The 25,202-nt window shown below is 69.8% G+C and carries 21 protein-coding genes and 1 tRNA gene; 12 read left to right on the forward strand and 10 right to left on the reverse strand.

Annotated elements, in window-relative coordinates:
* Nucleotides 1–6: 6 nt before the first annotated feature.
* The gene (locus tag MFF06_RS21920) at nucleotides 7–2,250 is read left to right on the forward strand and encodes a xanthine dehydrogenase family protein molybdopterin-binding subunit (RefSeq protein WP_238208184.1); all 2,244 of its coding nucleotides are present in this window, start codon (nucleotides 7–9) and stop codon (nucleotides 2,248–2,250) included.
* A gap of 137 nt (nucleotides 2,251–2,387) precedes the next feature.
* The gene (locus MFF06_RS21925; RefSeq protein WP_238208186.1) at nucleotides 2,388–3,914 is read left to right on the forward strand and encodes an acetate--CoA ligase; all 1,527 of its coding nucleotides are present in this window, start codon (nucleotides 2,388–2,390) and stop codon (nucleotides 3,912–3,914) included.
* A gap of 148 nt (nucleotides 3,915–4,062) precedes the next feature.
* Here MFF06_RS21925 and mgtE read toward each other — a convergent pair whose 3' ends face one another.
* On the reverse strand, nucleotides 4,063–5,433 hold the full coding sequence (gene mgtE / locus MFF06_RS21930) for a magnesium transporter (RefSeq protein WP_238208188.1): 1,371 nt from the start codon (nucleotides 5,431–5,433) through the stop codon (nucleotides 4,063–4,065).
* A gap of 516 nt (nucleotides 5,434–5,949) precedes the next feature.
* Between mgtE and pqqA (MFF06_RS21935) the strand changes: the two genes are divergently transcribed.
* From pqqA (MFF06_RS21935) to MFF06_RS21960, 6 genes are all read left to right on the forward strand, one after another.
* Entirely contained in the window at nucleotides 5,950–6,039 is a 90-nt protein-coding gene (gene pqqA, locus MFF06_RS21935) for a pyrroloquinoline quinone precursor peptide PqqA (RefSeq protein WP_007559225.1), read from the forward strand.
* A 73-nt stretch (nucleotides 6,040–6,112) separates the two neighbouring features.
* Entirely contained in the window at nucleotides 6,113–6,202 is a 90-nt protein-coding gene (gene pqqA / locus MFF06_RS21940; protein ID WP_007559225.1) for a pyrroloquinoline quinone precursor peptide PqqA, read from the forward strand.
* 129 nt (nucleotides 6,203–6,331) lie between these two features.
* A complete protein-coding gene (locus MFF06_RS21945; RefSeq protein ID WP_238208190.1) occupies nucleotides 6,332–7,183 on the forward strand; it encodes an SDR family NAD(P)-dependent oxidoreductase in 852 nt (283 codons plus the stop codon).
* Nucleotide 7,184: 1 nt separating this feature from the next.
* Nucleotides 7,185–8,081, forward strand: coding sequence for an alpha/beta hydrolase (locus MFF06_RS21950; RefSeq protein WP_238208192.1), 897 nt, complete (start codon nucleotides 7,185–7,187; stop codon nucleotides 8,079–8,081).
* Complete coding sequence (locus tag MFF06_RS21955) at nucleotides 8,078–9,550, forward strand: flavin-containing monooxygenase (protein ID WP_238208194.1); 1,473 nt, start codon at nucleotides 8,078–8,080, stop codon at nucleotides 9,548–9,550. The genes MFF06_RS21950 and MFF06_RS21955 overlap by 4 nt, the downstream gene beginning before the upstream one ends.
* A gap of 80 nt (nucleotides 9,551–9,630) precedes the next feature.
* A complete protein-coding gene (locus MFF06_RS21960; protein ID WP_238208196.1) occupies nucleotides 9,631–10,089 on the forward strand; it encodes a nucleoside deaminase in 459 nt (152 codons plus the stop codon).
* A gap of 139 nt (nucleotides 10,090–10,228) precedes the next feature.
* Here the strand turns inward: MFF06_RS21960 and MFF06_RS21965 are convergent, their stop codons facing one another.
* Nucleotides 10,229–10,540 (reverse strand): ETC complex I subunit, encoded by a 312-nt coding sequence (locus MFF06_RS21965; protein WP_238208198.1) that lies wholly within the window; start codon nucleotides 10,538–10,540, stop codon nucleotides 10,229–10,231.
* 37 nt (nucleotides 10,541–10,577) lie between these two features.
* Nucleotides 10,578–10,654 (reverse strand) — tRNA-Pro (locus MFF06_RS21970).
* 149 nt (nucleotides 10,655–10,803) lie between these two features.
* Here MFF06_RS21970 and MFF06_RS21975 point away from each other — a divergent pair.
* From MFF06_RS21975 to tgt, 3 genes are all read left to right on the forward strand, one after another.
* A complete protein-coding gene (locus tag MFF06_RS21975; RefSeq protein ID WP_238208200.1) occupies nucleotides 10,804–11,184 on the forward strand; it encodes an exopolysaccharide production protein YjbE in 381 nt (126 codons plus the stop codon).
* A 116-nt stretch (nucleotides 11,185–11,300) separates the two neighbouring features.
* Complete coding sequence (queA, locus tag MFF06_RS21980) at nucleotides 11,301–12,404, forward strand: tRNA preQ1(34) S-adenosylmethionine ribosyltransferase-isomerase QueA (RefSeq protein WP_238208202.1); 1,104 nt, start codon at nucleotides 11,301–11,303, stop codon at nucleotides 12,402–12,404.
* A 2-nt stretch (nucleotides 12,405–12,406) separates the two neighbouring features.
* The gene (tgt, locus tag MFF06_RS21985) at nucleotides 12,407–13,552 is read left to right on the forward strand and encodes a tRNA guanosine(34) transglycosylase Tgt (protein ID WP_238208203.1); all 1,146 of its coding nucleotides are present in this window, start codon (nucleotides 12,407–12,409) and stop codon (nucleotides 13,550–13,552) included.
* 378 nt (nucleotides 13,553–13,930) lie between these two features.
* On the opposite strand, the gene MFF06_RS21990 is transcribed toward tgt, so the two are convergent.
* Together MFF06_RS21990 and clpB are read right to left on the reverse strand one after the other, a co-directional pair.
* On the reverse strand, nucleotides 13,931–14,917 hold the full coding sequence (locus tag MFF06_RS21990) for a hypothetical protein (RefSeq protein WP_238208205.1): 987 nt from the start codon (nucleotides 14,915–14,917) through the stop codon (nucleotides 13,931–13,933).
* 242 nt (nucleotides 14,918–15,159) lie between these two features.
* A complete protein-coding gene (gene clpB / locus MFF06_RS21995) occupies nucleotides 15,160–17,784 on the reverse strand; it encodes an ATP-dependent chaperone ClpB (protein ID WP_238208207.1) in 2,625 nt (874 codons plus the stop codon).
* 228 nt (nucleotides 17,785–18,012) lie between these two features.
* Here clpB and MFF06_RS22000 point away from each other — a divergent pair, with 228 nt between their 5' ends.
* Complete coding sequence (locus MFF06_RS22000) at nucleotides 18,013–18,765, forward strand: MOSC domain-containing protein (protein WP_238208209.1); 753 nt, start codon at nucleotides 18,013–18,015, stop codon at nucleotides 18,763–18,765.
* Between the two features lie 177 nt (nucleotides 18,766–18,942).
* On the opposite strand, the gene shc is transcribed toward MFF06_RS22000, so the two are convergent.
* Genes shc through hpnA form a run of 5 tightly spaced genes read right to left on the reverse strand, consistent with a single transcriptional unit; the run spans nucleotide 18,943 to nucleotide 25,037 of the window.
* A complete protein-coding gene (shc, locus tag MFF06_RS22005) occupies nucleotides 18,943–20,940 on the reverse strand; it encodes a squalene--hopene cyclase (RefSeq protein WP_238208211.1) in 1,998 nt (665 codons plus the stop codon).
* 41 nt (nucleotides 20,941–20,981) lie between these two features.
* The gene (hpnE, locus tag MFF06_RS22010; protein WP_238208213.1) at nucleotides 20,982–22,268 is read right to left on the reverse strand and encodes a hydroxysqualene dehydroxylase HpnE; all 1,287 of its coding nucleotides are present in this window, start codon (nucleotides 22,266–22,268) and stop codon (nucleotides 20,982–20,984) included.
* Complete coding sequence (gene hpnD / locus MFF06_RS22015; RefSeq protein ID WP_238208215.1) at nucleotides 22,268–23,119, reverse strand: presqualene diphosphate synthase HpnD; 852 nt, start codon at nucleotides 23,117–23,119, stop codon at nucleotides 22,268–22,270. Before hpnD ends, hpnE begins: the two co-directional genes overlap by 1 nt.
* The gene (hpnC, locus tag MFF06_RS22020) at nucleotides 23,116–24,012 is read right to left on the reverse strand and encodes a squalene synthase HpnC (protein ID WP_238208223.1); all 897 of its coding nucleotides are present in this window, start codon (nucleotides 24,010–24,012) and stop codon (nucleotides 23,116–23,118) included. The genes hpnD and hpnC overlap by 4 nt, the downstream gene beginning before the upstream one ends.
* Complete coding sequence (gene hpnA / locus MFF06_RS22025) at nucleotides 24,009–25,037, reverse strand: hopanoid-associated sugar epimerase (protein ID WP_238208224.1); 1,029 nt, start codon at nucleotides 25,035–25,037, stop codon at nucleotides 24,009–24,011. Before hpnA ends, hpnC begins: the two co-directional genes overlap by 4 nt.
* Nucleotides 25,038–25,202 lie beyond the last annotated feature (165 nt).

Genomic DNA, 25,202 nt, shown 5'->3' on the forward strand with positions numbered 1-25,202 from the left:
TCCGCCATGGAGATGAACCAGCCGATCGGCCGCACGCCGCTCGATGACCGCCCCGACGGTCTCGTCGGCAAGCCCCTCGACCGGGTCGACGGGCCGCTCAAGGTGACGGGCCGCGCGCCCTACGCCTACGAAACCCACGCCCTGGCGAACCCCGCCTACGGCATGATCGTCACCGCGACGGTCGCGGCGGGCACGATCACCGCCATCGATTCCGACGCGGCGCGCCGGGCGCCCGGCGTCATCTACGTGATGACCCACGAGAACGTGCCCGCCCAGGGCGAGAAGAAGGAGCAGGTCTGGCCGCAGTTGCAGGGCCGAGAGGTGACCTTCTACGGCCAGCCCGTGGCCTTCGTGGTCGCGGAGACCTTCGAGCAGGCCCGCGCCGCGGCGATGCTCGTCGCCGTCACCTACGACAAGGCCAAGCCCCGGGGCCTCCTGCGCGACCGGTTGGCCGAGGCCTACGAGCCGAAGCCGATGACCACCTCGCCCGGCGTGAAGCCGGATTCCGCGCTCGGCGATTTCGACGGCGCCTTCGCGCAAGCCCCGGTCAAGATCGACGTGGAGTACACGACGCCCACGCAGATCCATGCGCAGATGGAGCCGCATGCCACCATCGCCTCGTGGGAGACAGGCCCGGATGGCGACGGCGTGGTGCTCTACTCGGCCAACCAGATGCCGAATCGGGGCCAGCCCGCCATCGGCTCGGTGCTGAAGCTTCCGCCGGAGAGGGTGCGGATCGTGACGCCCTATATCGGCGGCGGCTTCGGGTCGAAGCTTCAGGCCGTGCCCGAGGCGACCCTGGCGGCTCTGGCCTCCAAGGTGATCAAGCGGCCGGTGAAGGTGGCGCTGACCCGCCAGCAGGAATTCCACGTCGCCACCCACCGCACCGACACGATCCAGCGGATCCGCCTCGGCGCGGATCAGGATGGCCGCCTCAGCGCCATCTCCCACGAATCGTGGTCGGACACGGCGATGGGTGACGGGTTCTACGAAACCTCGGCCAACGTCACCCGCTCGCTTTACGCGGCGCCGAACCGCGTCACGAAGCACCGGATGGTGAACCTCAACCTGCCCATCGCCTCCTCCATGCGGGCGCCGGGCGAGGCCGTGGGCCAGCTCGCCTTCGAATGCGCGATGGACGAGCTGGCGGAGCGGCTGAACCTCGATCCGATCGAGCTTCGGATTCGCAACGAGCCGACCGAGGATCCCGAGAAGAAGATCCCCTACTCGACCCGCCGTCTGGTGGATTGCCTCAAGGCCGGGGCCGAACGGTTCGGCTGGGACAAGCGGGCCAAGCCCGGCGCCACCCGCGACGGGCAGTGGCTTGTCGGCTTGGGCGTCTCGGCCGCCGCCCGCCAGAACCCGCTGAAACCCTCCTCGGCGAGCGTGCGGCTGGGCCCGGACGGCGTCCTCGTGGTGCGGATGGCGATGACCGATCTCGGCACGGGCACCTACACGATCCTCACCCAGATCGGCGGCGAGATGATGGGGTTGCCGCCGGAGAAGGTCCGCGTCGAACTCGGCGACACCAACTTCCCGAAGGCCGCCGGCTCGGGCGGCTCCTTCGGTGCGGCGTCCGCCGGCTCGGCCCTGTATGTCGCCTGCGACAACCTCCGTCAGGCGCTCGCCACGAAGGCCGGCATCAACTCGGACGAGGCCGCTTTCGCGGACGGCGCGGTGAAGGCGGGCAACCGCTCCGCGGTGCCGTTCACCGACCTCGTCGGTGAGGGTTTGGAGGCCAAGGGCGAGATCAAGCCCGGCGACATGGAGAAGAAGTACTCGCAATACTCCTTCGGCGCGCATTTTGCCGAGGTCGGCGTCGATATGGACACCGGGGAAGTGCGGCTGCGGCGGATGCTCGGCTGTTTCACCGGCGGGCGCATCCTCAATGCCAAGACGGCCCGCTCCCAGGCCATCGGCGGCATGATCTTCGGCGTCGGCGCGGCGCTGATGGAGGATGCGGTGATCGACCCTCGCTACAGCTACTTCGTCAACCACGACCTCGCCGAGTACCACGTCGTGGCCCATGCCGACGTGCCGGACGTGGATGCGTTCTTCCTGCCCGAACTCGACGACAAGGCGAACCCGCTCAAGAGCAAGGGCCTGGGGGAACTCGGCATCTGCGGCGCGGGGGCGGCGGTGGCGAACGCCATCTACAATGCCACCGGCATCCGCATCCGCGACTATCCCATGACCCTCGACAAGGTGCTCAAGGGGCTGGAGGAGCGGGATCTGCAGCGGCGAACCTGAGGGAAGCCCTCTCCCCGGCCCGTGGCGGGGGTTGGGCGCCGACGGCGCGGCGCGTACAACCTCGCTGTGCCCTCAGCACCGACCCGACCCCAGACGCCAACCCGCACGGGGCGGCGAACCGCCCGCGAGACACGCCCTTGAGCGACGACCGCAGCCCGCCCGCCCGCTTCAACGCCGCCCGCTACTGCATCGGAGAGAACGCCCGCCTCCGGCCGGACAAGACCGCGCTGATCCTCGTGGGCGACGGCACCGAGGCGCGGCTCACCTTCGCGGAGGTGGACCGGGCGGTGCGCGCCATCGGTGCGGGGCTTCTCGGGCTCGGGCTGGTGCCGGGCGACCGGGTGATGATCCGCATGGGTAACGACGCGGACTACGCCCTCCTGCATTTCGGAGCCATGGCGGCGGGCCTCGTGTCCCTCCCCTCCTCGCCGCAACTCACCGAGGCTGAGGCGGCGTTCCTGATGGAGAATTCCGGCGCGGCCGCCGTGGCGCTCGCGAGCGGCTGCACCGCCGATCCGGCGTCGCTGGCGGGGCGCGTCGTGCTCGATCCGGCCGCCATCGCGGCGCTCAAGGCGCGGGATCCCCTGCCCGCCTATGCCGACACCGCGGCTGACGACCCGGCCATGCTGATCTACACCTCCGGCACGACCAGCCGCCCGAAGGGCGTCTGCCACGGCCACCGCGCCACCTATGGCCGGCGGCCGATGCTCGCGCACTGGCTGGGGATCACCGACGCCGACGTGATGCTCCACGCGGGCACCATGAACTGGACCTACACCCTGGGCGTCGGTCTTTCGGACCCTTGGGCGGTGGGCGCCACGGCCGTGCTCTACAATGGCCCGCGCGATCCGCTGGTCTGGCCGCGCCTGATTGCGCGATACGGCGCCACGATCTTCGCCGCCGTCCCCACGCTCTTCCGGCAGATCCTGAAATACGGCGACCTTCCCTCCCACGACATCGCGAGCCTGCGCCACGGCTGTACCGCCGGAGAGCCCCTCTCGACCGAGCTTCTGGACGCCTGGACGGAAGCCACCGGAAAGCCCCTCTACGAGGCGCTGGGGATGAGCGAGATTTCCACCTACGTCTCCAGCGGGCCGACGATCCCGGTCCGCCCCGGCTCGCCGGGCAAGCCGCAGCCGGGGCGCCGCGTCGCGATCCTCCCCGTCGAGGGGCCGCCGGAGCCGCTGGCGACGGGAGAAAGCGGGCTGCTCGCCGTCCACCGCTCCGAACCCGCGCTGATGCTCGGCTACTGGAACCGCCCGGAGGAGGAGGCGGAGGTCATGCGCGGCGAGTGGTTCGTCGGCGGCGACCTCGCCCGCCTGGACGAGGACGGGTACCTCTGGTTCGAGGGCCGCAACAACGACCTGATGAAGGCGATGGGCTACCGCGTGTCTCCGAACGAGGTGGAGGTGGTGCTGGGCAGCCATCCCTCGGTGGCGGAGGTCGGCGTCACCGAATTGCCGGTGCGGGCCGACGTGTCGGTGATCTGCGGGTTCGTCGTGCTCCAGCCCGGCTTCGCGCCCGATGCCGAGGCGCTGCTGACGTGGTGCTCGGAGCGCCTCGCCGCCTACAAGCGCCCGAGGGAAATCCGCTTCCTCGACGCCCTTCCCCGCACACCCAACGGGAAGGTGCAGCGGAAGCGCTTGGTGGACGCGTTGTCGTAGCCCCCCCGCCCTCGCGCGCGGGAGCCGATGCATCGACGGCCGACGGCCAGAGCCGGAGCCGCCCACGTCGGCTCGCACAAACGGCGCGGGATCCTTCGACGGGTGGGGCTTCGCCCGGTCGGCGGCGGCTCCGGGTAGTTGCTGCGCGCTACAGCAGCGTCCCGCGCAGGATCAGCAGCGCCACCGAGAAGTAGATCACCAGCCCCGTCACATCGACCAGCGTCGCCACGAAGGGCGCGGAGGCGGTCGCCGGATCGAAGCCGATCCGTTGCAGCAGGAAGGGCAGCATCGAGCCCGACAGGGAGCCGAAGGTGACGATGCCGACGAGCGCGGCGCCGACGGTCGCCGCGACGAGCGGCCAGTGCTCGCCGTAATCGTAGAAGCCGAGCTTCTGCCACGCCACGATGCGGATCACCGCGATGATGCCGAGGATGGTGCCGAGCACGATCCCGGTGGGCAACTCGCGCAGAGCCACCTTCCACCAGTCGCGCAGGCGCAGTTGCTGGAGCGCCAGGGCGCGGATCAGCAGCGACGTGGCCTGCGAGCCCGAATTGCCGCCCGAACTCATGATGAGCGGGATGAACAGGGTCAGCACGATGGCCTTCTCCAGTTCGCCCTCGAACCCTTGCATCGCCGACGCCGTCAGCATCTCGGAGAGGAACAGGGCGCAGAGCCAGCCGGCCCGCTTCCGGATCATCGTGAGGAAGCCGATATCCATGTAGGGCTCGGGCAGCGCCTCCATGCCGCCGAAGCGCTGGACGTCCTGCGTCTGCTTCTCGACCATGGCGTCGATCATGTCGTCGACGGTGACGATGCCGATGACGTGCCCGACCGCATCCACCACCGGCAGGGCGAGAAGGTCGTATTTCGAGATCAGGCGCGCGGCCTCGTCGCGGCGCGCCGTGGGCGAGACGGCCAGCGGCGCCCGGCCGGGCGCCACGCTGAGGACGTTGTCCTCCGGATTGCCGGAGATGAGGCGCCGGAGCGGCACCGCCTTGGTGAGCGCGCGGGTCCGCGGATCGAGGACGAAGATCGAGTAGATCGTCTCGCGGGTCTTCTCGACATGGCGGACGTATTCCAGCGTCTGCGCCACTGTCCAGGTGCCGGGCACCGTGACGAACTCCGTGGTCATCAGCGAGCCGACGGTCTCCTCGCCGTAGGCCGACAGGCGGTCCACGGCGCCCCGCGTCTCGGCGTCGAGGCGGGCGCGCAGGTCCGAGCGGCCGGGCTCCTCGATCTCGCGGAACACGTCCGTCACCCGGTCGGCCGACATGCCGGACAGGAAGGCCGCCACGCGGTCCCGGGGCAGCATCTCGATGATCTCGCTCGCCGCCTCCAGTTCGGGCTGGTCGAGCACCTCGACCGCCCTCTCCATCGGCAGGCCGAGGAGAATCGCGGTGGCGACCTCGGGGGCCTCGGCGTTCAGCGCCTCCACGATATCGGGCGCGCGTTCGTCGGCGAGCCGTGCGGCGAGCGCCGCCGGCTCGACCCGGGTGTCGAAAAGAGCCATCTCGTTCATGACGCGCCTCATGGGACGAGGCGGCGCGCCGGGGGATGTCAGGCCGCCCCCGGACCCGTCTGGCCGACCGTTCAGCCGACCGGACGGCGGCTCAGACGGAGCGGCGGCGCGGGGCCGGGCGCGGCAGGCACGATCGGTCGGGCACGTCGCTTCACGGGTCTGAGCTGAAGGGAGCGCGAGTCCGCCGGAGCAGGTCCGCGCGGGTGCCTCGTGCGCCCGGGAAACCGGGCCGTCAAGGCCAAAGCGCGCCGCAGCCGTGAGGGCCGGTCGCGTGCGGCCTTTGGGGAACACGCCGATTGTGCAAATCCGGCGCGACGACTGTCCATATGAGAAATATAAGTTAGCGCCCGCTTGTATTGCGCCCCAAACAACCGCTATATCCTTCTCATCGCAGCCGGCGACGGAGGCGGCCCGGACCACGGTCTGGGGCGTTTTGGCGGTCGCAGGACGCGGAACAAATGAATGGCCCTCGGCGCTGCCGCGCTTCGGGTGCAACATAGTGCAGGAGACAGTCACATGGCTTGGTCTGCCCCCGTCGTGTCCGAGATCTGCGTCGGCATGGAAGTCACCAGCTACGAGTCGGCCGAGATCGACACCTTCAACTGATCCGACGGGCCGTCAGGCCCGTCCCAGTTGTCGCTCACTACAAATCTGAAGTCTGCAACAGGAGGAATTTACAATGGCTTGGTCCGCTCCCGTCGTTTCCGAGATCTGCGTCGGCATGGAAGTCACCAGCTACGAGTCCGCTGAGATCGACACCTTCAACTAAGTCGATCGCGGACCGTCAGATCTTCGAGGCGCCGCTCCCCGAAATGGGGGGCGGCGCTTTTTCGTATGGGCGCTGCCCCGGTCATCGGATATCAGGCTCCCTGGCCGGCGGGCGGCACGGGAGAGGCGCTTGGCACAGCGGTTCCGGCTGAACGGGAGCGTCGCCCTGGTGACGGGAGCGGCCGGCGGCATCGGAGCCGCCCTCGCGCTGGCCCTGGCGGCCAAGGGATGCTCCCTCGTCCTGGTCGACCGCGATGCCGACGGGCTCGCCGCCATCGCGGCGCGGACCGAGGCCCTCGGCGCCGACACGGCGACCCACATCCTCGATCTCACCGACGCCGCTTCCATCGCCGCCCTGCCCGCCTCCGTGGCGGACCGGTTCGGGCGTCTCGACCTGCTCGTGAACAATGCCGGCGTCGCCCTGGGCGGCCGGTTCGACGAGACGCACCTCGACGATGTCGAGTGGGTGCTCGACGTCAATCTGAGGGCCGTGGTCAGGCTCTGCCATGCCTTCCTGCCGATGCTCGTCGCCCGGCCGGCCGCGCAGATCGTCACCCTGTCGAGCCTGTTCGGCCTGATCGCGCCGCCGGGCCAGACGGCCTATGCGGCGAGCAAGTTCGGCGTCCGCGGGTTCAGCGAGGCCCTCCGCCACGAATATGCGGGGACGGGCCTGGGCGTCACCGTCGTCCATCCCGGCGGCGTCGCCACGGGCATAGCCCGCAACGCCAGGGGGCCGCGCCCGCTCGAGGATCCCGTCCTCGCCGAGGAGCGGCGGCTCGCCGACGAGGCAGGCCGCGTCGCCTTCGAGAAACTCCTGACCATGCCGCCCGAGGCCGCCGCCGCCGCGATCGTCCGGGGGATCGAGCGGCGGGCGCCGCGCCTCATCATCGGCCGGGACGCGCGGGTGGCATCCCTGGTCCAGCGCCTCATGCCCGCGCGGTATTGGGCGGCAATCACCCGGCTCTCGGGTGGAAAGGCTTAGGATGGCATCCCTGCGGGCCTATATCGGCGCCTGGATGGTGCGGCGCCGGGTGAAGGCGCAGCTGGCGGCGGCGACGAGCGTCGAGGATGTCCGCCGCGTGCTCGGCGGTCCGTCCTTCCCCGATCCCCGCGACGTGCGGTTCGAGGCCGGGACCGTGGGCGGAGTACCCGGGGAATGGATCCATCCCGTGTCCGGCAGGCCGGAGCGTCGGCTGCTCTACGTCCACGGCGGCGGCTTCGTCGCCTGCTCGCCGCGCACGCACCGGCCGCTCACCGGCGCCGTCGCCCGCCGGGGCTTCTCGGTCTTCGCCCCGGATTACCGCCTCGCCCCGGAACATCCATTTCCGGCGGGCCTGGAGGACGTCGTCGCCGCCTGGACGGCCTTCCGCGCGGAGGGCCCGGCCTGCCTCGCCGGCGAATCGGCGGGAGGCAATCTGGCCCTCGCCCTGATGCTGGCCGCCCGCGAGCGAGGCCTGCCCATGCCTCAGGCCGCCTGCCTGTTCTCGCCCGTCACCGATCTCGCGGCCGAGGGCGGCTCGCGGGTGCGGAACGCCCGCCGGGACGCCATGTTCGGCGCCCGATCGATTTCCGAGGTCGCGCCGCTCTACACCGGGGCGGGCGATCCCCGTGCGCCCCTGGCCTCGCCGGTCTACGGCGATCCCACCGGGCTGCCGCCGCTGCTGTTCCATGTCGGCGACCGCGAGGTGCTGCTCGACGATTCGGTCCGCATGGCCGACCGCGCCCAGGCGGCGGGCGTCGAGGCTTCGGTGAGGATCTTCCCCGTCGTCGCCCATGCGTGGCAGTTCGCCGACAAGGTACTGCCCGAGGCGACGGCCTCCCTCGACGAGGCGGCGGCCTTCCTCAAGCGCCACTCCGCCAGCCGGAGTGTGCCCGCATGACCGAGGGGCAGAACTCCGGCGGCGTGCTCGCGGTCCTGATCGTCGGGGCGGGCTTCTCCGGCATCGCCATGGCAATCCGCTGCCGGGAGGCCGGGATCGGCCCCCTCGCGATCATCGAGAAGGGCGACGGCGTCGGCGGCACGTGGCGGGAGAACACCTATCCCGGCGCGGCCTGCGACGTGCCCTCACACCTCTATTCCCTGTCCTTCGCGCCGAAGGCCGACTGGAGCAGGATGTATGCCCGCCAACCGGAGATCGAGGGCTATCTCCGCGACGTCGCGCGCTCGCACGGGCTCCTGCCCCTCATCCGCTTCGGCACGACCCTGACCCGTGCCGCCTGGGACGAGGACCGCGCCCTGTGGCGGGTGCAGACCGACAGGGGCGAGATTCTCGCCCGCGCCGTGGTCTCCGCCGCCGGCGGCCTCCATCACCCGGCCTTCCCGGACATTCCCGGACGGGAGAGTTTTCGGGGGGCGCATTTCCACACCGCCGCCTGGGACCACACGGTCGATCTCGCCGGCAAACGCGTGGGGATCGTCGGCACGGGCGCGAGCGCCGTGCAGGTCGTGCCGGCGCTCGCCGGAGAGGTCGGTCACCTGACGCTGTTCCAGCGCACGCCGCCCTGGATCCTGCCGAAGAACGACCATCCCATCCCCGAGGCTCGCAAGGCCCGCTACGCGCGCCGCCCGATCCTGCGCTGGCTGGAGCGGGCGCGCCTGTTCTGGCGGCTGGAGGTTTCCGCCCTCTTAGGCTTCACCCGCGTCTCGAAGGTGACGGCCCAGGGCGAGGCCATGGCACGGTCCCACCTGCGCAAATCCGTGGCCGACCGGGCGCTTCGTGAGAAGCTGACGCCGCCCTACCGCTTCGGCTGCAAGCGCGTGCTGCTGTCTGACGACTACTATCCTGCCCTGCAGCGGCCGAATGCGACCCTCGAGACCGGCACGATCGCGCGGATCGTCCCCGAGGGGATCGCCATGGCCGACGGCACGGTCCACCGCCTCGACGCCCTCGTCTTCGCCACCGGCTTCGACGTCGTCGGCGGCTTCCTGCGGGCGGAGGTGGTCGGCCGCGGCGGTCGCCGCCTCGCCGACGCCTGGGCCGACGGAATGCAGGCCTATCAGGGCATCACGGTCGCAGGGTTCCCCAACTACTTCATCCTGCTCGGGCCCAATACCGGCCTCGGGCACAACTCGATCATCGCCATGATCGAGATCCAGGTGCGGCACGTCGTCGAATGCCTGAGGGCGCTCGGACGCGGTCACCGCAGCATCGAGGTGCGGGGAGCGGCGCAGGAGCGGTTCGTGGAGCGCATCCGGCGGAGCATGGCCAAGAGCATCTGGCAGGCGGGCGGTTGCCGCAGCTGGTACCTCGACCGCCAGGGGCGGAACACCACGCTCTGGCCGGGCTCGGTCCTCGCCTACCGCCGGTCCGCCCGCCGGGTCCGGCTCTCGGATTACCGCCTGGAATGAGCCACGCCTGAACCCACGACCGCCCGGGGCGTTGGCGCAGGCGCGGCGGCCGCTTCCGCCGCGATCGGCGGAGGCGCAGAGTGGAACAGCACGAGGAGTTCATGGCCGAGGCGGTGTCCCTCGCCGAGGCGAACATCGCTGAGGGCGGGACGCCGTACGGTGCGGTCGTGGTCCGGGACGGCACGGTCATCGCCCGCGCCGCGAACACGGTCCACCGTACCGAGGACGCCACCAACCATGCGGAGATGGTGGCCCTGCGCGAGGCGAGCCGCCTCCTCGGCACCCGCGACCTCTCCGACTGCGTAATGTACGCGAGCGGGCGCCCCTGCCCCATGTGCCACGCGGCGATGCGGATGGCCGGCTTCAAGCGCGGCTACTTCGCCTTCAGCGCCGAGGAGGCGGAAGAGCACGGGGCGGGCAGCGCCAAACTCTATTGGGAGTTGTGCCGCCCCCTGGAGGAGCAGCCCATGCGACTCACGCAGCTGCGCCCGGACGGTCCGTCGCCCTATCCGGCGTGGGAGGCGAAACGGAAGGCGTAGGAAGCCGAGGTCTTCGGTGTCATCGTGAGTGGGGCGACGCGATCCGGCGGCGTTCCGCTACTCCGACTAGATTTGCTGCGCCCGCGCCGACGGAGCGGAGACCGCCCCAACGAACCAAGCGCTCCGATTGCTCGCGCGATCAATGCGTCCAGGGGGCCGTGCGGTTGAATTTGAAGTTGTCGGAATAGGACAGGCCCCTGCGGACCGTGTCCTTGCCCGGCTCCTCGACGCGGTAGGTGATGCCCTCGCGCTGGGCGTAGGCCACCGCTTCCTCGCGGGTGTCGAATTCCAGCCGCACCTGCTGCATCATGTCCGATGAGCCGTACCAGCCCATCAGGGGGTCGGTCTCCCGCGGCTTGGTCTGGTCGAAGACCAGCACCCATTGCTTGGTCCGGGCCGTGCCCGACTGGGACGCATCCTTGGCGGGGCGGTAGATGCGGGCGCTCGGCATCGTGGTCGACAGGCTCCTGAAACTCGGCGGCGGATAATGGTCGGGGCGATAGGATTCGAACCTACGACCCCCTGGTCCCAAACCAGGTGCGCTACCAGACTGCGCTACACCCCGACGGGCATCCACCCGGGAAATTCCGTACCCGTTCGCACGTTCCCCGGCAAGAAGGACCGCGGTGCGGCATCGATATGGAACATTATCCCGGAACTTATGGGCAGATCAGGTCATTCTTCCGGCGATTACAACCACCGGAGGAATGTCTCATGAAGGTTACACGCGCGATCGGCGTTGCCGCGATTTTCGCTCTCACGGCCGGGTCTGCCTATGCGGCTCCCTGCAACACGGGCACCACGAAGTCCGATTCGCAGACGATGAACGAGAAGAGCTCGACCGCCGACAAGGGCAGCGCCAATCTCGCGGGCGGCAACCAGCCGGCCTCGCCGGGCACCGTCGGCGCCATGAACAACGTGGGCTCGACGCAGGCCCCCACCGGCACCGCCGGCACCTCGGCTTCGAACAACACCGATCCGGCCGCCAAGAACATGGCCGGCGGCAACCAGCCGGCTTCCCCCGGCACGGTCGGCGCCATGAACAACGCCGCCGCCGCCCGCTCGACCACCAACATGGCCGACAAGGACTGCTGATCGCCGGATTTCCCGCGATCGAAGGAAGCCCGCCCGGCCCGGCCGCGGCGGGTTTCCTTTTGGGCGCGGTCCTTCACCGGTTGAAACGGCGGCGGGTTCGGTGCAGGCAGCGCCCGATGCGCGTGGACCTATTCGATTTCGATCTGCCGGAGGCGAGCATCGCCCTGCGTCCGGCCGAGCCGCGGGGCTCGGCGCGCCTCCTCGTCGTGGCGCCGGGCGCGGCTCCCGCCGACCGGACCGTCCGCGAGCTGCCCGATCTGTTGCGGCCCGGCGATGCCCTGGTCTTCAACGACACCCGCGTCATTCCGGCGCGGCTGCACGGCGTCCGTACCCGGCCTGGCGCCCCCGGCCAGCGCACCGAGGTGATGCTGCACCTGCGCGAGGGACCGGACCGCTGGCGGGCCTTCGCCCGTCCGGCCAAGCGCCTCGCCCCCGGCGACCGCTTGACCTTCGGGCGGGCCGTCGAAGGCGCCGCCTGCGACCTCGGCTTGCTGCTGGCGACGGTGATCGCAAAGGGTGACGCGGGCGAGGTCGTCCTCGGCTTCGACCTCGCGGGGCCGATGCTGGACGAGCGGATCGCAAGCCTCGGGGAGCTGCCCCTGCCCCCCTACATCGCGGGCAAGCGCCCGACCGACGAGCGCGACGCGCGGGACTACCAGACCGTCTATGCCCGCGAGCCCGGTGCGGTCGCCGCGCCGACTGCCGGCCTGCACTTCACCGACGACCTCCTCGCCCGCCTCGACGGGATGGGCGTGTCGCGCCACCACCTGACCCTGCATGTGGGGGCCGGCACCTTCCTCCCCGTCAAGGCGGAGGACACGCAGGCTCACCGGATGCACGCCGAGATAGGCCACCTCGACCGCACGACCGCCGACGCCCTCAACGCCGCGCGATCGGCTGGAGGGCGGATCGTCGCGGTGGGGACGACGGCGATGCGGCTGCTGGAAAGCGCGGCGACGCCGGAGGGGCGCCTCGCACCCTTCTCCGGCCCCACCGACATCTTCATCACGCCGGGCTACCGGTTCCGGGCGGTGGACGCGCTGATGACCAACTTCCACCTGCCGCGCTCGACGCTGTTCATGCTGGTCTCGGCCTTCTCGGGGCTTGAGACGATGCGCGCGGCCTATGTCCATGCCATCGCGGCGGGCTACCGCTTCTACTCCTACGGCGACGCCAGCCTGCTCTTTCCGGCCGGTGCGGAGACATCGGACGCGACCTGACGATGACGACGACTGAGACGACCTTCGGCTTCACGCTGCACGGGCAGGACGGCCCGGCCCGGACGGGCGCAATCACGATGCCCCGCGGCACGATCCGTACGCCGGCCTTCATGCCCGTCGGCACGGCCGCGACGGTGAAGGCGATGTATCCCGGCCAGGTCCGCGACCTCGGCGCCGACGTGGTGCTCGGCAACACCTACCACCTGATGCTCCGCCCCGGCGCGGAGCGGATGGCGCGGCTCGGCGGCCTGCACCGCTTCATGCGCTGGGACGGCCCGATCCTCACCGATTCCGGCGGCTTCCAGGTCATGTCCCTGTCGGCCCTCAGGAAGATCGACGAGGCGGGCGTGACCTTCCGCTCGCATATCGACGGCTCGACCCACCACATGAGCCCGGAGCGCTCCATCGAGATCCAGGGGCTGCTCGGCTCCGATATCCAGATGCAGCTCGACGAGTGCGTCCGGCTTCCCGCCGGAAAGCCCGAGATCGAGAAGGCGATGCACCTGTCCCTACGCTGGGCCGAACGCTGCCGCGTCGCCTTCGGCGATCAGCCGGGGAAGGCCATGTTCGGCATCGTCCAGGGGGGCGACCTGCCGGTCCTCCGGGCCGAGAGCGCCCGCGCCCTCGTGGACCTCGACCTCAAGGGCTACGCGGTGGGTGGCCTCGCGGTGGGCGAGCCGCAGGAAACGATGTTCGCGATGATCGAGGCGGTGGAGCCCCACCTGCCGCAAACCAAGCCGCGCTACCTGATGGGTGTCGGCACGCCGGACGATATCCTCGGCGCCGTGGCACGCGGCATCGACATGTTCGACTGCGTGATGCCCACCCGCGCCGGACGCCACGGCCTCGCCTACACCCGCCACGGCAAGGTGAACCTGCGCAACGCCCGTTACGCCGAGGACACGACACCCCTCGACGAAGCCTCTCCCTGCCCGGCGACGCGGGACTATTCCCGCGCCTACCTCCATCACCTCGTCCGCTCGAACGAGATCCTGGGGATGATGCTGCTGACGTGGAACAACCTCGCCTACTACCAGGATCTCATGGCGGGGGCGCGGGCGGCGATCCGGGACGGGCGCTACGCGGAGTATTGCGCGCAGACGCGGGAGGGCTGGGCCAGGGCGGAGGCACAAGCAATCCCCGCCTAGTGCATCGATCCAGTCGGAGGTATCAGCCGAGACCGGAAAAATTGATGCAAAAACAATGAGCGAGTGCAGGCTCGCATGAACAAAATGAGTGCGTCACTGCACTGGAGCGTACTCGACCGAGTCCGGCTGGCTCCGACGATGAATCCCCCATCGTCTTTTCGAGGGGAAACCGACGCAATCCGGGGCAGCGCACCGGTCTGAATCGTCCCGCTGCCCTGGAGGGCTTCGCTGCGATCGCAAAGACGGAAGTTCGTGGTCCGAGTTCTGACGGACTCCAAGCAAGCCGTCTTTCGTCATCTCCCGTGAAGGCAAGGCCATGGCGTAGCGGGGGGCCGTGCACCGCGCGTGGCTCGCTCGCGTCATCGGCCTCGATCGCTGTTACGGCGCGAGTACTCGAACGATTGCACTCCCGGGGTCCGAACCGTTGTCTTTGACTTCCTTCAGGCTCTCTACGATCCGCGCGGCCACCGGCAGCCGGTAATGCAGCGCGTCCCAATAGTTGGTGTCCTCCGTTGTCACGGCGGACGGGAAGCGGAAATCCACCACGAGGGCGCCGTTGTCCCTGCCGATGGCCGCCGCGCGGCCCTTGCAGGCGGCCTCGCGGGCGCCGGCCGGCGTGCCGGGTCGGCCCTGGGCACGAGCGTGGACCGGCATGAAGGCCAGGATGGTCCGGGTCTGTCCGTGTAGTCCTGCGATCAGCGCCTCCAACCGGTCGAGGGCCGGCATCGGGGCATCGGTGGGATCCGCATGGGCGTCCCGCGCCGGGGCGCCGGCGGCGATGTGGGCACGGGCGCGGGCGGGATCGTATGCCGTTTCCGGCGGGGTGAAGACGGCAAAGCCGTCCGGCCGGATCGCGGCACGGCCCCGGCCCAGATGGAGGGCGGCGGCCTTCCAGGCGGATTCGAGGCTGCGCAGGTTCACTTGGCGGAAGGCGCCGAAGGTGGGGTGCGGCTCGTAGAGCCAATCGGGGAAAGCGATGGCACCACGCGGCGCCGGGTTCGCGTCGCACCATGTCGCGTCGAGGCCGAAAATGACGGTGTCCGGCGTGCGGGCCGCCAGAAACAGGGCGGCGAGGCGCAACTGTTCGTCCGGCGTGGCGCCGTTCATGGCGAGGTTGGCGAAGCGCGAGCCAAGGGCCGCATCCAGCGCCTGCGGGTCGAGGAGGCGGGAGGTCGAGGAGCCGAACACCGCGGAGGTGAAAACCCCGCTCCGCGCAACCTGCGGGTAGGACCAGCGCTGGTCGGTATCGACGAGCGGCCCCGGCGGATAGCCCGGTGCCGCGCGCAATCCATACGGGTCGGCCAGGGCGACGAAGGCGATGACGGCCAGGCCGAGGCCCAAACCGGTCACGAGGACGTCGCGCACGAACCGGGTCCAGCTGTGGCTTTGGCTCGGCTGTTCCATCACGTCGGCGGCTTCGATGGGTAATGCGACGGATTTACGGTCTACCGCCGCCGAGCCCGGCTGGATTCCGTCGATAAGGCAGGAAGCAAAGCAATCCTCGAACGAGCCACGCCCGCACGCTTTCCTTCCGCTTCAAAGTACGAAGAAATTGGGAGGGGGTGAGCCCGACGAGGCTCACCCCCTCCCGGCGATGCTGCGCCCGATCAGTTCAGCGTCGCATCGGCGGGGCGGCGCTCCGCCCCCACCGCGGTGTCGCCGATCATCAGACCGAGCGGTCCGAGATGGACGGGGACCTCCTCGCCGTCCCGGATCGTCCCCGCGAGCAGCAACTCCGCGAGCGGGTCCTGCACATTCTTCTGGATCACGCGCTTGAGCGGCCTCGCCCCGTAGGCGGGGTCGTAGCCCTTGTCGGCGAGGAACTCGCGGGCCTCCTGATCGACGTCGATCGTGATCTTGCGCTCGTCCAGGAGCTTCTGAAGCCGCCCGAGCTGGATATCGACGATGGCACCCATCTCCTCCCGTTTCAGGCGGTGGAACAGGATGATCTCATCGACCCGGTTCAGGAATTCCGGCCGGAAGTGGCTGCGCACCACGCCCATCACCTCGTTGCGGACCGCCTCCGTATCCTGCCCGGCGGGCTGGTTCACGAGATACTCGGCCCCGAGGTTCGAGGTCATGATGAGGAGCGTGTTGCGGAAGTCGACCGTCCGCCCCTGCCCGTCCGTCAGGCGCCCGTCGTCGAGCACCTGCAGCAGGACGTTGAACACGTCCGGATGCGCCTTCTCCACCTCGTCGAACAGCACGACCTGATAGGGCCGCCGGCGCACCGCCTCGGTGAGCGCGCCGCCCTCCTCGTAGCCGACATAGCCCGGAGGCGCGCCGATGAGGCGGGCCACCGCGTGCTTCTCCATGTACTCGGACATGTCGATGCGCACGAGGGCGGTGTCGTCGTCGAAGAGGAACCCCGCCAGCGCCTTCGTCAACTCGGTCTTGCCCACGCCCGTCGGGCCGAGGAACATGAACGAGCCGATGGGCCGGTTCGGATCCTGAAGGCCCGCACGGGAGCGGCGCACGGCCGTGGCGACGGCCTCCACCGCCTCGCGCTGGCCGACGACGCGCTTGCCCAGAGACGTCTCCATCGCCAGCAGCTTCTCGCGCTCGCCCTCCAGCATCTTGTCCACCGGCACGCCGGTCCAGCGGGAGACGACGCCCGCGATGTGGTTCGGCGTCACCGCCTCCTCCATCATCGCACCGCGCCCGCTGGCATCGGCGCCCTCGGTCTCGGCGAGTTGCTTCTCAAGGCCCGGGATGATGCCGTAGGCGAGTTCGCCCGCGCGCTGGTACTGGCCCTGCCGCTGGGCGGCCGCGAGGTCGTTGCGGGCCTCGTCGAGCTTCTTCTTCAGTTCGGCGGCGGTGCCGAGCTTGTCCTTCTCGGCCTTCCACCGGGCGGTGATCGAGGCGGATTGCTCCTCGAGATCGGCCAGTTCCTTCTCCAGGCGGACCAAGCGGTCGCGGGAGGCGGAATCGGTCTCTTTTTTGAGCGCCTCGGCCTCGATCTTCAGCCGCACGATCTCGCGGTCGATGGAATCGAGCTCCTCGGGCTTCGAATCCACCTGCATCCGCAGGCGCGACCCGGCCTCGTCCACGAGATCGATGGCCTTGTCCGGCAGGAAGCGGTCGGTGATGTAGCGGTTGGACAGAGTCGCCGCCGCTACCAGGGCCGAATCCTGGATGCGCACGCCGTGGTGCTGCTCATACTTCTCCTTCAGGCCGCGCAGGATCGACACCGTGTCCTCCACGGTCGGCTCCGACACGAAGACGGGCTGGAAGCGCCGGGCGAGCGCCGCATCCTTCTCCACGTGCTTGCGATACTCCTCCAGCGTCGTTGCGCCGACGCAGTGGAGTTCGCCCCGTGCGAGGGCGGGCTTCAGCAGGTTCGAGGCATCCATCGCCCCGTCCGCCTTCCCGGCACCCACGAGGGTGTGCATCTCGTCGATGAAGAGAATGATGGCCCCCTCCGCCGCCGTGACCTCGGAGAGCACGCCCTTCAGCCGCTCCTCGAACTCGCCGCGATACTTCGCGCCCGCGATCAGCGCGCCCATGTCGAGGGCGAGCAGGCTTTTTTCCTTCAGGGATTCCGGCACGTCGCCGTTGACGATGCGAAGCGCCAAGCCCTCGACGATCGCCGTTTTGCCGACGCCGGGCTCGCCGATCAGCACCGGGTTGTTCTTGGTGCGCCGGGACAGGACTTGAATCGTCCGACGGATCTCCTCGTCCCGGCCGATCACCGGGTCGAGCTTGCCGGAGCGCGCCGCCTCGGTCAGGTCGCGGGCGTATTTCTTCAGGGCGTCGTAGCTGTTCTCGGCACTCGCGTTGTCGGCGGTGCGCCCCTTGCGCAGGGCGTTGATCGCCGCGTTCAGCGATGCGGGCGTGACGCCGGCCGCCTGGAGGGCACGGCCCGCCTCGGAGTCCTTCTCCACCGCGATGGCCAGCAACAGCCGTTCGACGGTGACGTAGGAATCGCCCGCCTTCTGCGCCGCGCTCTCGGCGGTGTCGAACAGGCGCACCAGCTCGCGCGTGGCCTGAGGCGCCGCCGCGTTGCCGGAGACCTTCGGTTGCTTGGCGAGCCACTGCTCGGTCTGGGCCAGCGCCACGCGCGATTGCCCGCCAGCCCGGTCGATCAGACCGGCGCAGAGGCCCTCGGGATCGTCGAGCAGCACCTTCAGCAGGTGGCCCGGCTGCAACTGAGGATGACCCTCGCGCATTGCAAGGTTCTGCGCCGCCTGGACGAAGCCTCGGGCGCGCTCGGTGTATTTCTCGAAATTCATGGGTTTGCCTCTCCCGCACCGGCGCGCCGCCCGTGGTGGCACGGCACGCCGAAACGTTGCCCCCGGCCATCCGCCGCAAAGGAGCCCCGGCGCTGCCAAGCCACCGGTAGACCGGATGTGGTGTTGCAATTGCGCACCACAAGGGGCTCCGACGCGGGAACGCGGGACTTGAAAATCGGCGCGAATCCGCGCTCCATCTCCTCCATGGCTACGCTTGCTGAGATGCGCGTGACAGCGCTTTTTCGTTATCCCGTGAAGGGTTTGAGCCCGGAACCGGTGGACAATGTCGAGATCGCAACCAGTGGTTTTTTTCCGGGCGACCGGCTCTACGCCATCGAGAATGGCGATTCGGGCTTTAACCCCGTGGCTCCCCGCCACCAGCCCAAGACGAAATATCTGATGCTGATGCGGGACGAGACCCTGGCCCGGCTGCGCACCCGCTACGACGACGCCACGTCCTCGCTGACCATCGAGGGCGCAGGCGAGCCGCTCACGGCGCGGCTCGATACCGAGGAGGGGCGCCGCGCCGTCGAGGATTTGATCCGGCGTTTCGTGCCGGAGGCCCTGCGCGGCGAACCGAGGGTGCTGGAGGCCCCGCCCCAGTACCGCTTCACCGACTCGCCCACCGGCTACGTCTCGCTCATCAACCGGGCGAGCGTGCAAGCGTTGGAAGACGAACTCGGCGTGCCGGTCTCGCCCCTGCGCTTTCGTGGCAATCTGCTGGTGGAGGGGCCGGCGCCCTTCGCGGAACTGGAGATGCTCGGTCAGGTGCTCGAGGCCCCGAGCGGCCTGCGCTTCAAGATCACCAAGCGGACGGTGCGCTGCGCGGCGACGAACGTCGATCCCGACACGGCCGAGCGCGATCTCGATATCCCGTGGACCATCGACAAGCGCTTCGGCCACCGGGACCTCGGCGTCTACATGGAAGTGATCGCGGGCGGCGGGCTCGCGGTTGGGGATTCGCTGCGGGTGGTGGGGTAGGTTCCACCCCATCCTACATCGCTCGCCGTCATCGTGAGCGATAGCGAAGCAATCCAGGGGCGCGACGACCGGCAACGGCCCGCATCCTTGGATTGCTTCCCTGCCCTCGCAATGACGGCGCGATTCACGAGGTGGTCGCAGAGCCGTGCGGCGCTCTCTGGCGCCGCGCCGGCCGCATCACATCCCGAAGGCGACCTTGCCGGTGTTGCTTTTCTTCAGGTTCCGGTAGCGCGCCAGCGCCCAGAGCGGGAAGAACTTCGGATAGCCATGGTACTTCAGGTAGAAGACCCGCGGGAAGCCGGTGGCCGTGTAGCGCTCCTCGCTCCAGAGTCCGTCCGTATCCTGCGTCCGGGTCAGGAAGTTGACGCCCCGGGCCACGGCCGGGTCGTCGGTGGCGCCGGCGGCCATCAGGGCGAGTAGCGCCCAGGCGGTCTGCGAGGCGGTGGACGAGCCGGGCTCGAAGGCCGGGTCGATCTTGTAGGAGGAGGCGTCCTCGCCCCAGCCGCCATCCGGGTTCTGGATGCGGATGAGCCACGCCACCGACTTCTGGATGCGCGGATCGGCATGATCGACGCCTGCGGCGTTCAGGGCGTTCAGCACGGACCACGTGCCGTAGATGAAGTTCATGCCCCAGCGGCCGTACCAGGAGCCGTCCTCCTCCTGATCGTTCAGGAGGTAGTTCACCCCCCGGTCGAGGGGGCGGCAGCTCTCGCGGGTCTCGCCGAGCTGGGCCAGCATGCCCACGACGCGGGCGGTGACGTCCGCCGTCGGCGGGTCGAGGAGCGCCCCGTGATCCGAGAACGGGATGTGGTTGAGATACATGTGGTTGTTGTCGGCGTCGAAGGCCGCCCAGCCGCCATCGGCCGATTGCAGGCCGACCACCCACTCTACGGCCCGCGCGATGGCGGCCTTGTAGTCCGGCATCCCCGCCACGAGGCCGTGCTGCCGCATGGCGCGGTCCATCGCCATGACCACCACGGCGGTGTCGTCGAGATCCGGATAGTGGGCGTTGGCGTACTGGAAGGCCCAGCCGCCCGGCCGCACCTTCGGCTTGCGCGCGGCCCAATCGCCGACGATGTCGAGCACTTGGCGGGGCTTCAGCCAGTCGAGCCCGGCGCGGGCCTGTGCCTCGGCCTGCGGTCCACCGGCCTCGAGGAAGGCGTGGCTTGCCAGGGCCGTATCCCAGACCGGCGAAACGCAGGGCTGGACATAGGCCTCGTCGGTCTTGACCACGACCAGCTTCTCGATGGCCTCAAGGGCCACCTTCACCTGCGGGTGATCGGGCGTGTAGCCCATGATCTCGTACATCAGGATGGAGTTGACCATCGGCGGGAAGATGGCGCCCAGCCCGTCTTCGCCGTTCAGGCGCTCGCTCACCCAGGCGCGGGCCATCTCCATGGCGCGCATCCGCGGCTTGCGCGGAAACAGATGCTCGGTTCGCTGCAGGACCCAATCGATGGCGCCGAAGATCGGCGTCCACGGCCATGTGGCGTGGGGCGATCCCGGCCAGGACCGCACGCTCTGCGGAGGCGTGACGAACAGCTCCTGCACACCGATGCCGCGCGGATTCTTGGCGCGGGGCTTGGTTGCCTGCAGGACGAACATCGGCACCATCGTGCAGCGCGCCCAGTAGCTCACCTTGTCGATGTGGAAGGGGAACCACTTCGGCAGGAACATGATCTCGACCGGCATCACCGGCACGGCGGTCCAGGGCACCTCGCCGTAGAGCGCCAGCATGAAGCGGGTGAAGACGTTGGCGTTGGCCGCCCCGCCCCGGGCGAGGATCGCCTCGCGCGCCCGGCGCATGTGCGGCGCCTCGATGTCCTCGCCGATCATCTTGAGGCAGAAATACGCCTTCACGGTCGCGGACATGTCGAAGGGGCCCTCGTGGACGAGGGCCCAGCCGCCATGCGGCCCCTGCGTGCGGCGCAGGTAGTTGCCGATCTTCCGTTCGAGATCGGGGGCGGGCGGATAGCCGCGGAAGTGATGGAACAGGATGTATTCGGAGGGGATGGTGGCATCCGCCTCGAGTTCGAAGCAGATGTGGCCGTCCGCGTGGGCCAGGGCGCTTAGGGCCTGCGTCGCCGCGCTGACGGAGCGCTCCACGGCCTCAAGGGTGATCCCCTGGGTCTTCGGGCGCTGAAGCGCCTCTATCTTTTTCACGGCCTCTTTCATCGATCCTCGCCTCACGGTCGCGGCATTGCAACCGCCATGCCTCAAGCTGCGCCACGCGCCGGTGTTTCCGCGCACATCAACGTGCGCGCGGCCGTTTTGCCCGATCGGATCGCGCCCTCGATGGTCGAGGGCAGACCCGTGGCCGTCCAATCCCCCGCCAGCACGAGATTCGCGTGAGCCGTGCGGGCGGGCGCACGCCGGGCGGCCTCCGCCGGCGTCGCCGCGAATGTCGCACGCTTCTCCTTGACGATCTGCCAGCGGGGCAGTTCCGGCGCAAGATTACCGAGCGTGGCGATCTCCCCCCAGATCTGCCGCGCCAGCTCCTCGCGGGGCACGTCGAGCAGGCGATCCGCCCCGCTGATGGTCACGGAATAGCGGTCGGAATAGGCGAAAAGCCACTCCGTCAGCCCGTTCACCACGCCGAGAACCAGGGGGCTTCCGGGCTTCGGCGCAAGGGCGAAGTGGGCGTTCACGATGGAGCGGAATTCCCGCGGCGCGGGGATTTGCGGCAACAGTTCCGAGGCCACCCACGGCGGCACGGCGAGGACGACCGAATCACCCGGCCCGACTGCCTCCTCCCCGTCGGAGAAGGACAACGCGGTGACGCGCCCGCCCTCCGCCGCGATGGTGCGCAGGCGGCGCCCGAACCGGATCGCCACGCCGCGCGCCTCCAGCGTTCTCACGGCGGGATCGACGAAGGCGTAGGACAGGCCCTTCTCCGCCACGAGGGGGCGGCAGGCCCTGCCGCCCGCGCCCAGCGTCTCCCGCAAAATGCGGGCGGCGAGGCCGACATCGCTGTCGCGGGGCTCGGTGTTCAGGGCGGCGAGGAGGACCGGGTGCCAGAGACGGTCGTAAAGCGGCCCGGCGCAGTCCATGCTCTCCCCGATTGTCCCGCCCGTACCCTCGGCCTTGCCGGCGGCGGCGCGGAGGATGCCGAGGGGGGCGAGGTAATCGCGGGCGCGGGTGCCCGGCACCCGCCGGGACGGGCTCAGCACCCACCAGGGCAGACGCCCCGCATTGGGGCGCAGGGTCCAGCGCTGCCCGGTCTTCAGGTCGGCGAAGTCGAAGGCCGCCTCGTCCGGGCCGAGGAGGGCGTCGGCGGGGGCGCCGATCTCCTTGAGGAAGCCGAGGGCGTCGGCGTTGCCGGAGAGGAGCAGGTGGTTGCCGTTGTCGATCGTCAGCCCGAGGGACGGATCGAAATACGAGCGGCAGCGTCCACCGCCCTGCTTCGCGGCCTCGTGCAGGACGACCCGCACCCCGTCCTTCGCCAGGCAGACGGCGGCGGAGAGGCCGGCGAGCCCGGCGCCGACGACGTGGACCGTGCCCATCACAGGAGACCGTGGCGGAGGGCGACGAGGATCAGGGGGAACTTGCCCGGCTTCACCCGCGCCCGCGGCGGGGTCCAGCCGCGGGCGACGACGGCATCGAGGTAGAGCCGGTAGGCGGCCGCCATCAGGCGCGCCGCCTTCGTCGCCTTGCGCGGGCTGCGGCGGATGATCTCCCAGGTGGCGCGGTAATGCTCTTCCGCCTCGCGGGCGATCGCCGAACAGACCTCCCCGATGCGGGGATGCATGATCGCCTGAATCGGTGTGGGGTTCGTCAGGCCGATGGCCTCCAGCTTCTCGCGCGGCAGGTAGAGGCGTCCGCGCTCGGCATCCTCGTCGATGTCGCGCAGGATGTTGGTGAGCTGCAGCGCCCGGCCCTGGTGCCACGCCAGCTTGATTCCATCCGCCTCGGGCATCCCGAAGATACGCACCGACAAGCGGCCGACGGCGCTCGCGACCCGGTCGCAGTAGAGGTCGAGGGTGGCCTCGTCGGGGGCGACGATGTCCTCCTCGGCATCCATGGCCATGCCGTCGATGACCGCCTGGAAATCCTCGCGCTTGAGGTCGAACTGCGCCACGGGGCCGACGAGGTCACGGGTCCGCGCCACGGGGCGCCCGGCATAGAGCGCATCGATATCCGCGCGCCAGCGGTCGAGTTCGGCCCGGCGCACCTCGCGGGTGCCGCCGTCGTCGGCGACATCGTCCACCGCCCGGCAGAAGGCGTAGACCGCATACATCGCCTCCCGCCGTTCTTTCGGCAGCAGGCGCATGGCCGTGTAGAAGGAGGAACCGGCGGCCGGCAGCGCCGGGGCGGCCTCGGCGGAGGTCGGCGCGGGCGAAGCGGTGGCGCTCAACGGGCAGCTCCCTGCATGGCCGCGCGGACGACGCGGCCCCGGAACGGGCGGCGGGCGAGGGTCGCGGCGACGCCGCGCAACGCCACGAGGGCGAAGGCGGCCTTGCCGTGATGCACCTTCTCCGACAGCGGGTCGCGCTCCAAGAGGCCCTTCGACAGCACCACCGCGAGGCGGTGGATGGCGGCGATCTCCAGGGCGAGGCGCGTGTCGTCGATCAGGTCGGGCAGCACGGCGCCCTCGTCGAGGAGCACGAGGCACCGGCCGGCGAGTTCGCGCAAGGCCGCGCGCAACGGGGGCGGCGCCTTGGTCTCTCCGAGCATGGCGACCGAGGCGCCGTGCCGGTCCAGGCAATCCTGCGGCAGGTAGACCCGGTCGAGATCGCGGAAATCCTTTCCGCAATCCTGGATGTGGTTGATCACCTGCAACGCCGCGCAGATCGCGTCGGAGGGACCCCAGACCCGGGCCGGATCCTCGCCGTGGACATCGAGGACGTAGCGGCCGACCGGCATCGCCGAGTAGCGGCAATAGTGGATCAACTCGTCCCAGTCGGCGTAGCGGTTCTTGCGCGCATCCATGCGGAAGGCGTCGAGCAGTTCGAGGGCGTGCCGGGGCGGCAGGCGTCGCACGGACAGCTCGGCCTTCAACGGCTCGGCCTCGGGATCGGCCGGTCCGGCACCGGTGAGGGCGTCGGCCAGCCCGTCGAGCAGGGCGATCTTGCGCTCGGGCGGGAGGTCGGCGTGGTCGGCCACGTCGTCACCGGCACGGACGAAATCGTAGAAGGCCAGGATCGCCCCGCGATGGCGCGGGTGGATCAGGTGGGAGGCCACGGGGAAGTTCTCGTCCCGGTGGCCCTTGCCGGAACGCGTATCCGTCGCGCTGTCGAGGGTGGTCATTTCAAGTATCCCGCGCCCCGGAACCAGTCGATCGCGTCGGACAGGCCCTCGCGATAAGGACGGGCCTTGTAGCCGAGTTCCGCGCGCGCCTTCCTGTCGGAGAAGAACATCCGGTACCGGGACATGCGGATCCCGTCGATCGTGGCGAAGGGCTGACGCCCTGTCACGCGCGCCGCGAGCTGGGCGAAGAACGCGATCGGGTACACCACGCCGCGCGGCAGGTTCACCGTCGGCGGCTTGCGCCCGACCATGCCCGCGATATCCGCCAGCATCTGGGACAGGAACACGTCCTCGCCGCCGAGGATGTAGCGCTCGCCGATCCGCCCCTTGCGCAGGGCGAGCAGGTGGCCGTGCGCCACGTCGTCCACATGGGCGAGGTTGAGGCCGGTATCGACGAAGGCGGGCATCTTGCCGAGTGCCGCCTCCTGAATGATCCGCCCCGTAGGCGTCGGCTTCACGTCGCGGGGGCCGATGGGCGTCGAGGGGTTCACGATCACCGCCGGCAAGCCATCACGGGCGACCATTTCCTCCACGACGCGTTCCGCCACGACCTTGCTGCGCTTGTAGGCGCCGATGGCCGTCTCGGGTGTCAGCGGCATGGTCTCGTCGGAGGGCGTCACGCCGTCGGCCGGCGGGCGGATGGTGGCGACGCTCGAGGTGTAGACGACGCGTTCCACGCCCGCGTCCAGGGCGGCCCGCATCATCAGGCGGGTGCCGTCGCGGTTGGTGCGGACGATCTCCTCCATATCCGGCGCCCATAGCCGGTAGTCGGCCGCCGCGTGGATCAGGTAGCGCTGGCCCCGCATGGCCTGGGCGACCGAGGCCGCATCGCGCATATCGCCGGTGACGATCTCGACATCGGGCCAGGTCAGATTGGTGCGTGGGCTCGTGGCGCGCACGAGGATGCGCACCGGGAAACCCGCCCGGCGGAAGACGTCGACCAGGGCCGAGCCGAGGAAGCCGCTCGCGCCGGTAATCAGCACGGGGCCGACGTCGGTCGGGCCGTTGGGGGTGGCCTCAGCCATCGCTCGTCTGAAGGTTCACGGAATCGAGGCGCGGAGGGAAGACCCGCCGCGCCGCGCTTGTGTCATCGAACCGCCGGAGCGGCAAGGTTCGGCGGTGCCGACCGGCTATGCGAGGCGCAGCCGCGACCGGCTGTCCTTCCGCTCGGGCATCGCGTCTGTGACGAC

The organism is Methylobacterium aerolatum (assembly GCF_022179085.1).
GTDB lineage: Bacteria > Pseudomonadota > Alphaproteobacteria > Rhizobiales > Beijerinckiaceae > Methylobacterium > Methylobacterium aerolatum.

Coding starts and splice junctions, on each gene's coding strand:
- MFF06_RS21950 (WP_238208192.1), top strand. CDS start 7,185: ATGGCATCCCTGCGGGCCTATATCGGCGCCTGGATGGTGCGGCGCCGG.
- shc (WP_238208211.1), bottom strand. CDS start 20,940: ATGAAAGAGGCCGTGAAAAAGATAGAGGCGCTTCAGCGCCCGAAGACC.
- hpnE (WP_238208213.1), bottom strand. CDS start 22,268: ATGGGCACGGTCCACGTCGTCGGCGCCGGGCTCGCCGGCCTCTCCGCC.
- hpnC (WP_238208223.1), bottom strand. CDS start 24,012: ATGACCACCCTCGACAGCGCGACGGATACGCGTTCCGGCAAGGGCCAC.
- MFF06_RS21955 (WP_238208194.1), top strand. CDS start 8,078: ATGACCGAGGGGCAGAACTCCGGCGGCGTGCTCGCGGTCCTGATCGTC.
- queA (WP_238208202.1), top strand. CDS start 11,301: ATGCGCGTGGACCTATTCGATTTCGATCTGCCGGAGGCGAGCATCGCC.
- MFF06_RS21920 (WP_238208184.1), top strand. CDS start 7: ATGGAGATGAACCAGCCGATCGGCCGCACGCCGCTCGATGACCGCCCC.
- mgtE (WP_238208188.1), bottom strand. CDS start 5,433: ATGAACGAGATGGCTCTTTTCGACACCCGGGTCGAGCCGGCGGCGCTC.
- MFF06_RS21965 (WP_238208198.1), bottom strand. CDS start 10,540: ATGCCGAGCGCCCGCATCTACCGCCCCGCCAAGGATGCGTCCCAGTCG.
- MFF06_RS21975 (WP_238208200.1), top strand. CDS start 10,804: ATGAAGGTTACACGCGCGATCGGCGTTGCCGCGATTTTCGCTCTCACG.
- tgt (WP_238208203.1), top strand. CDS start 12,407: ATGACGACGACTGAGACGACCTTCGGCTTCACGCTGCACGGGCAGGAC.
- pqqA (WP_007559225.1), top strand. CDS start 5,950: ATGGCTTGGTCTGCCCCCGTCGTGTCCGAGATCTGCGTCGGCATGGAA.
- clpB (WP_238208207.1), bottom strand. CDS start 17,784: ATGAATTTCGAGAAATACACCGAGCGCGCCCGAGGCTTCGTCCAGGCG.
- hpnA (WP_238208224.1), bottom strand. CDS start 25,037: ATGGCTGAGGCCACCCCCAACGGCCCGACCGACGTCGGCCCCGTGCTG.
- pqqA (WP_007559225.1), top strand. CDS start 6,113: ATGGCTTGGTCCGCTCCCGTCGTTTCCGAGATCTGCGTCGGCATGGAA.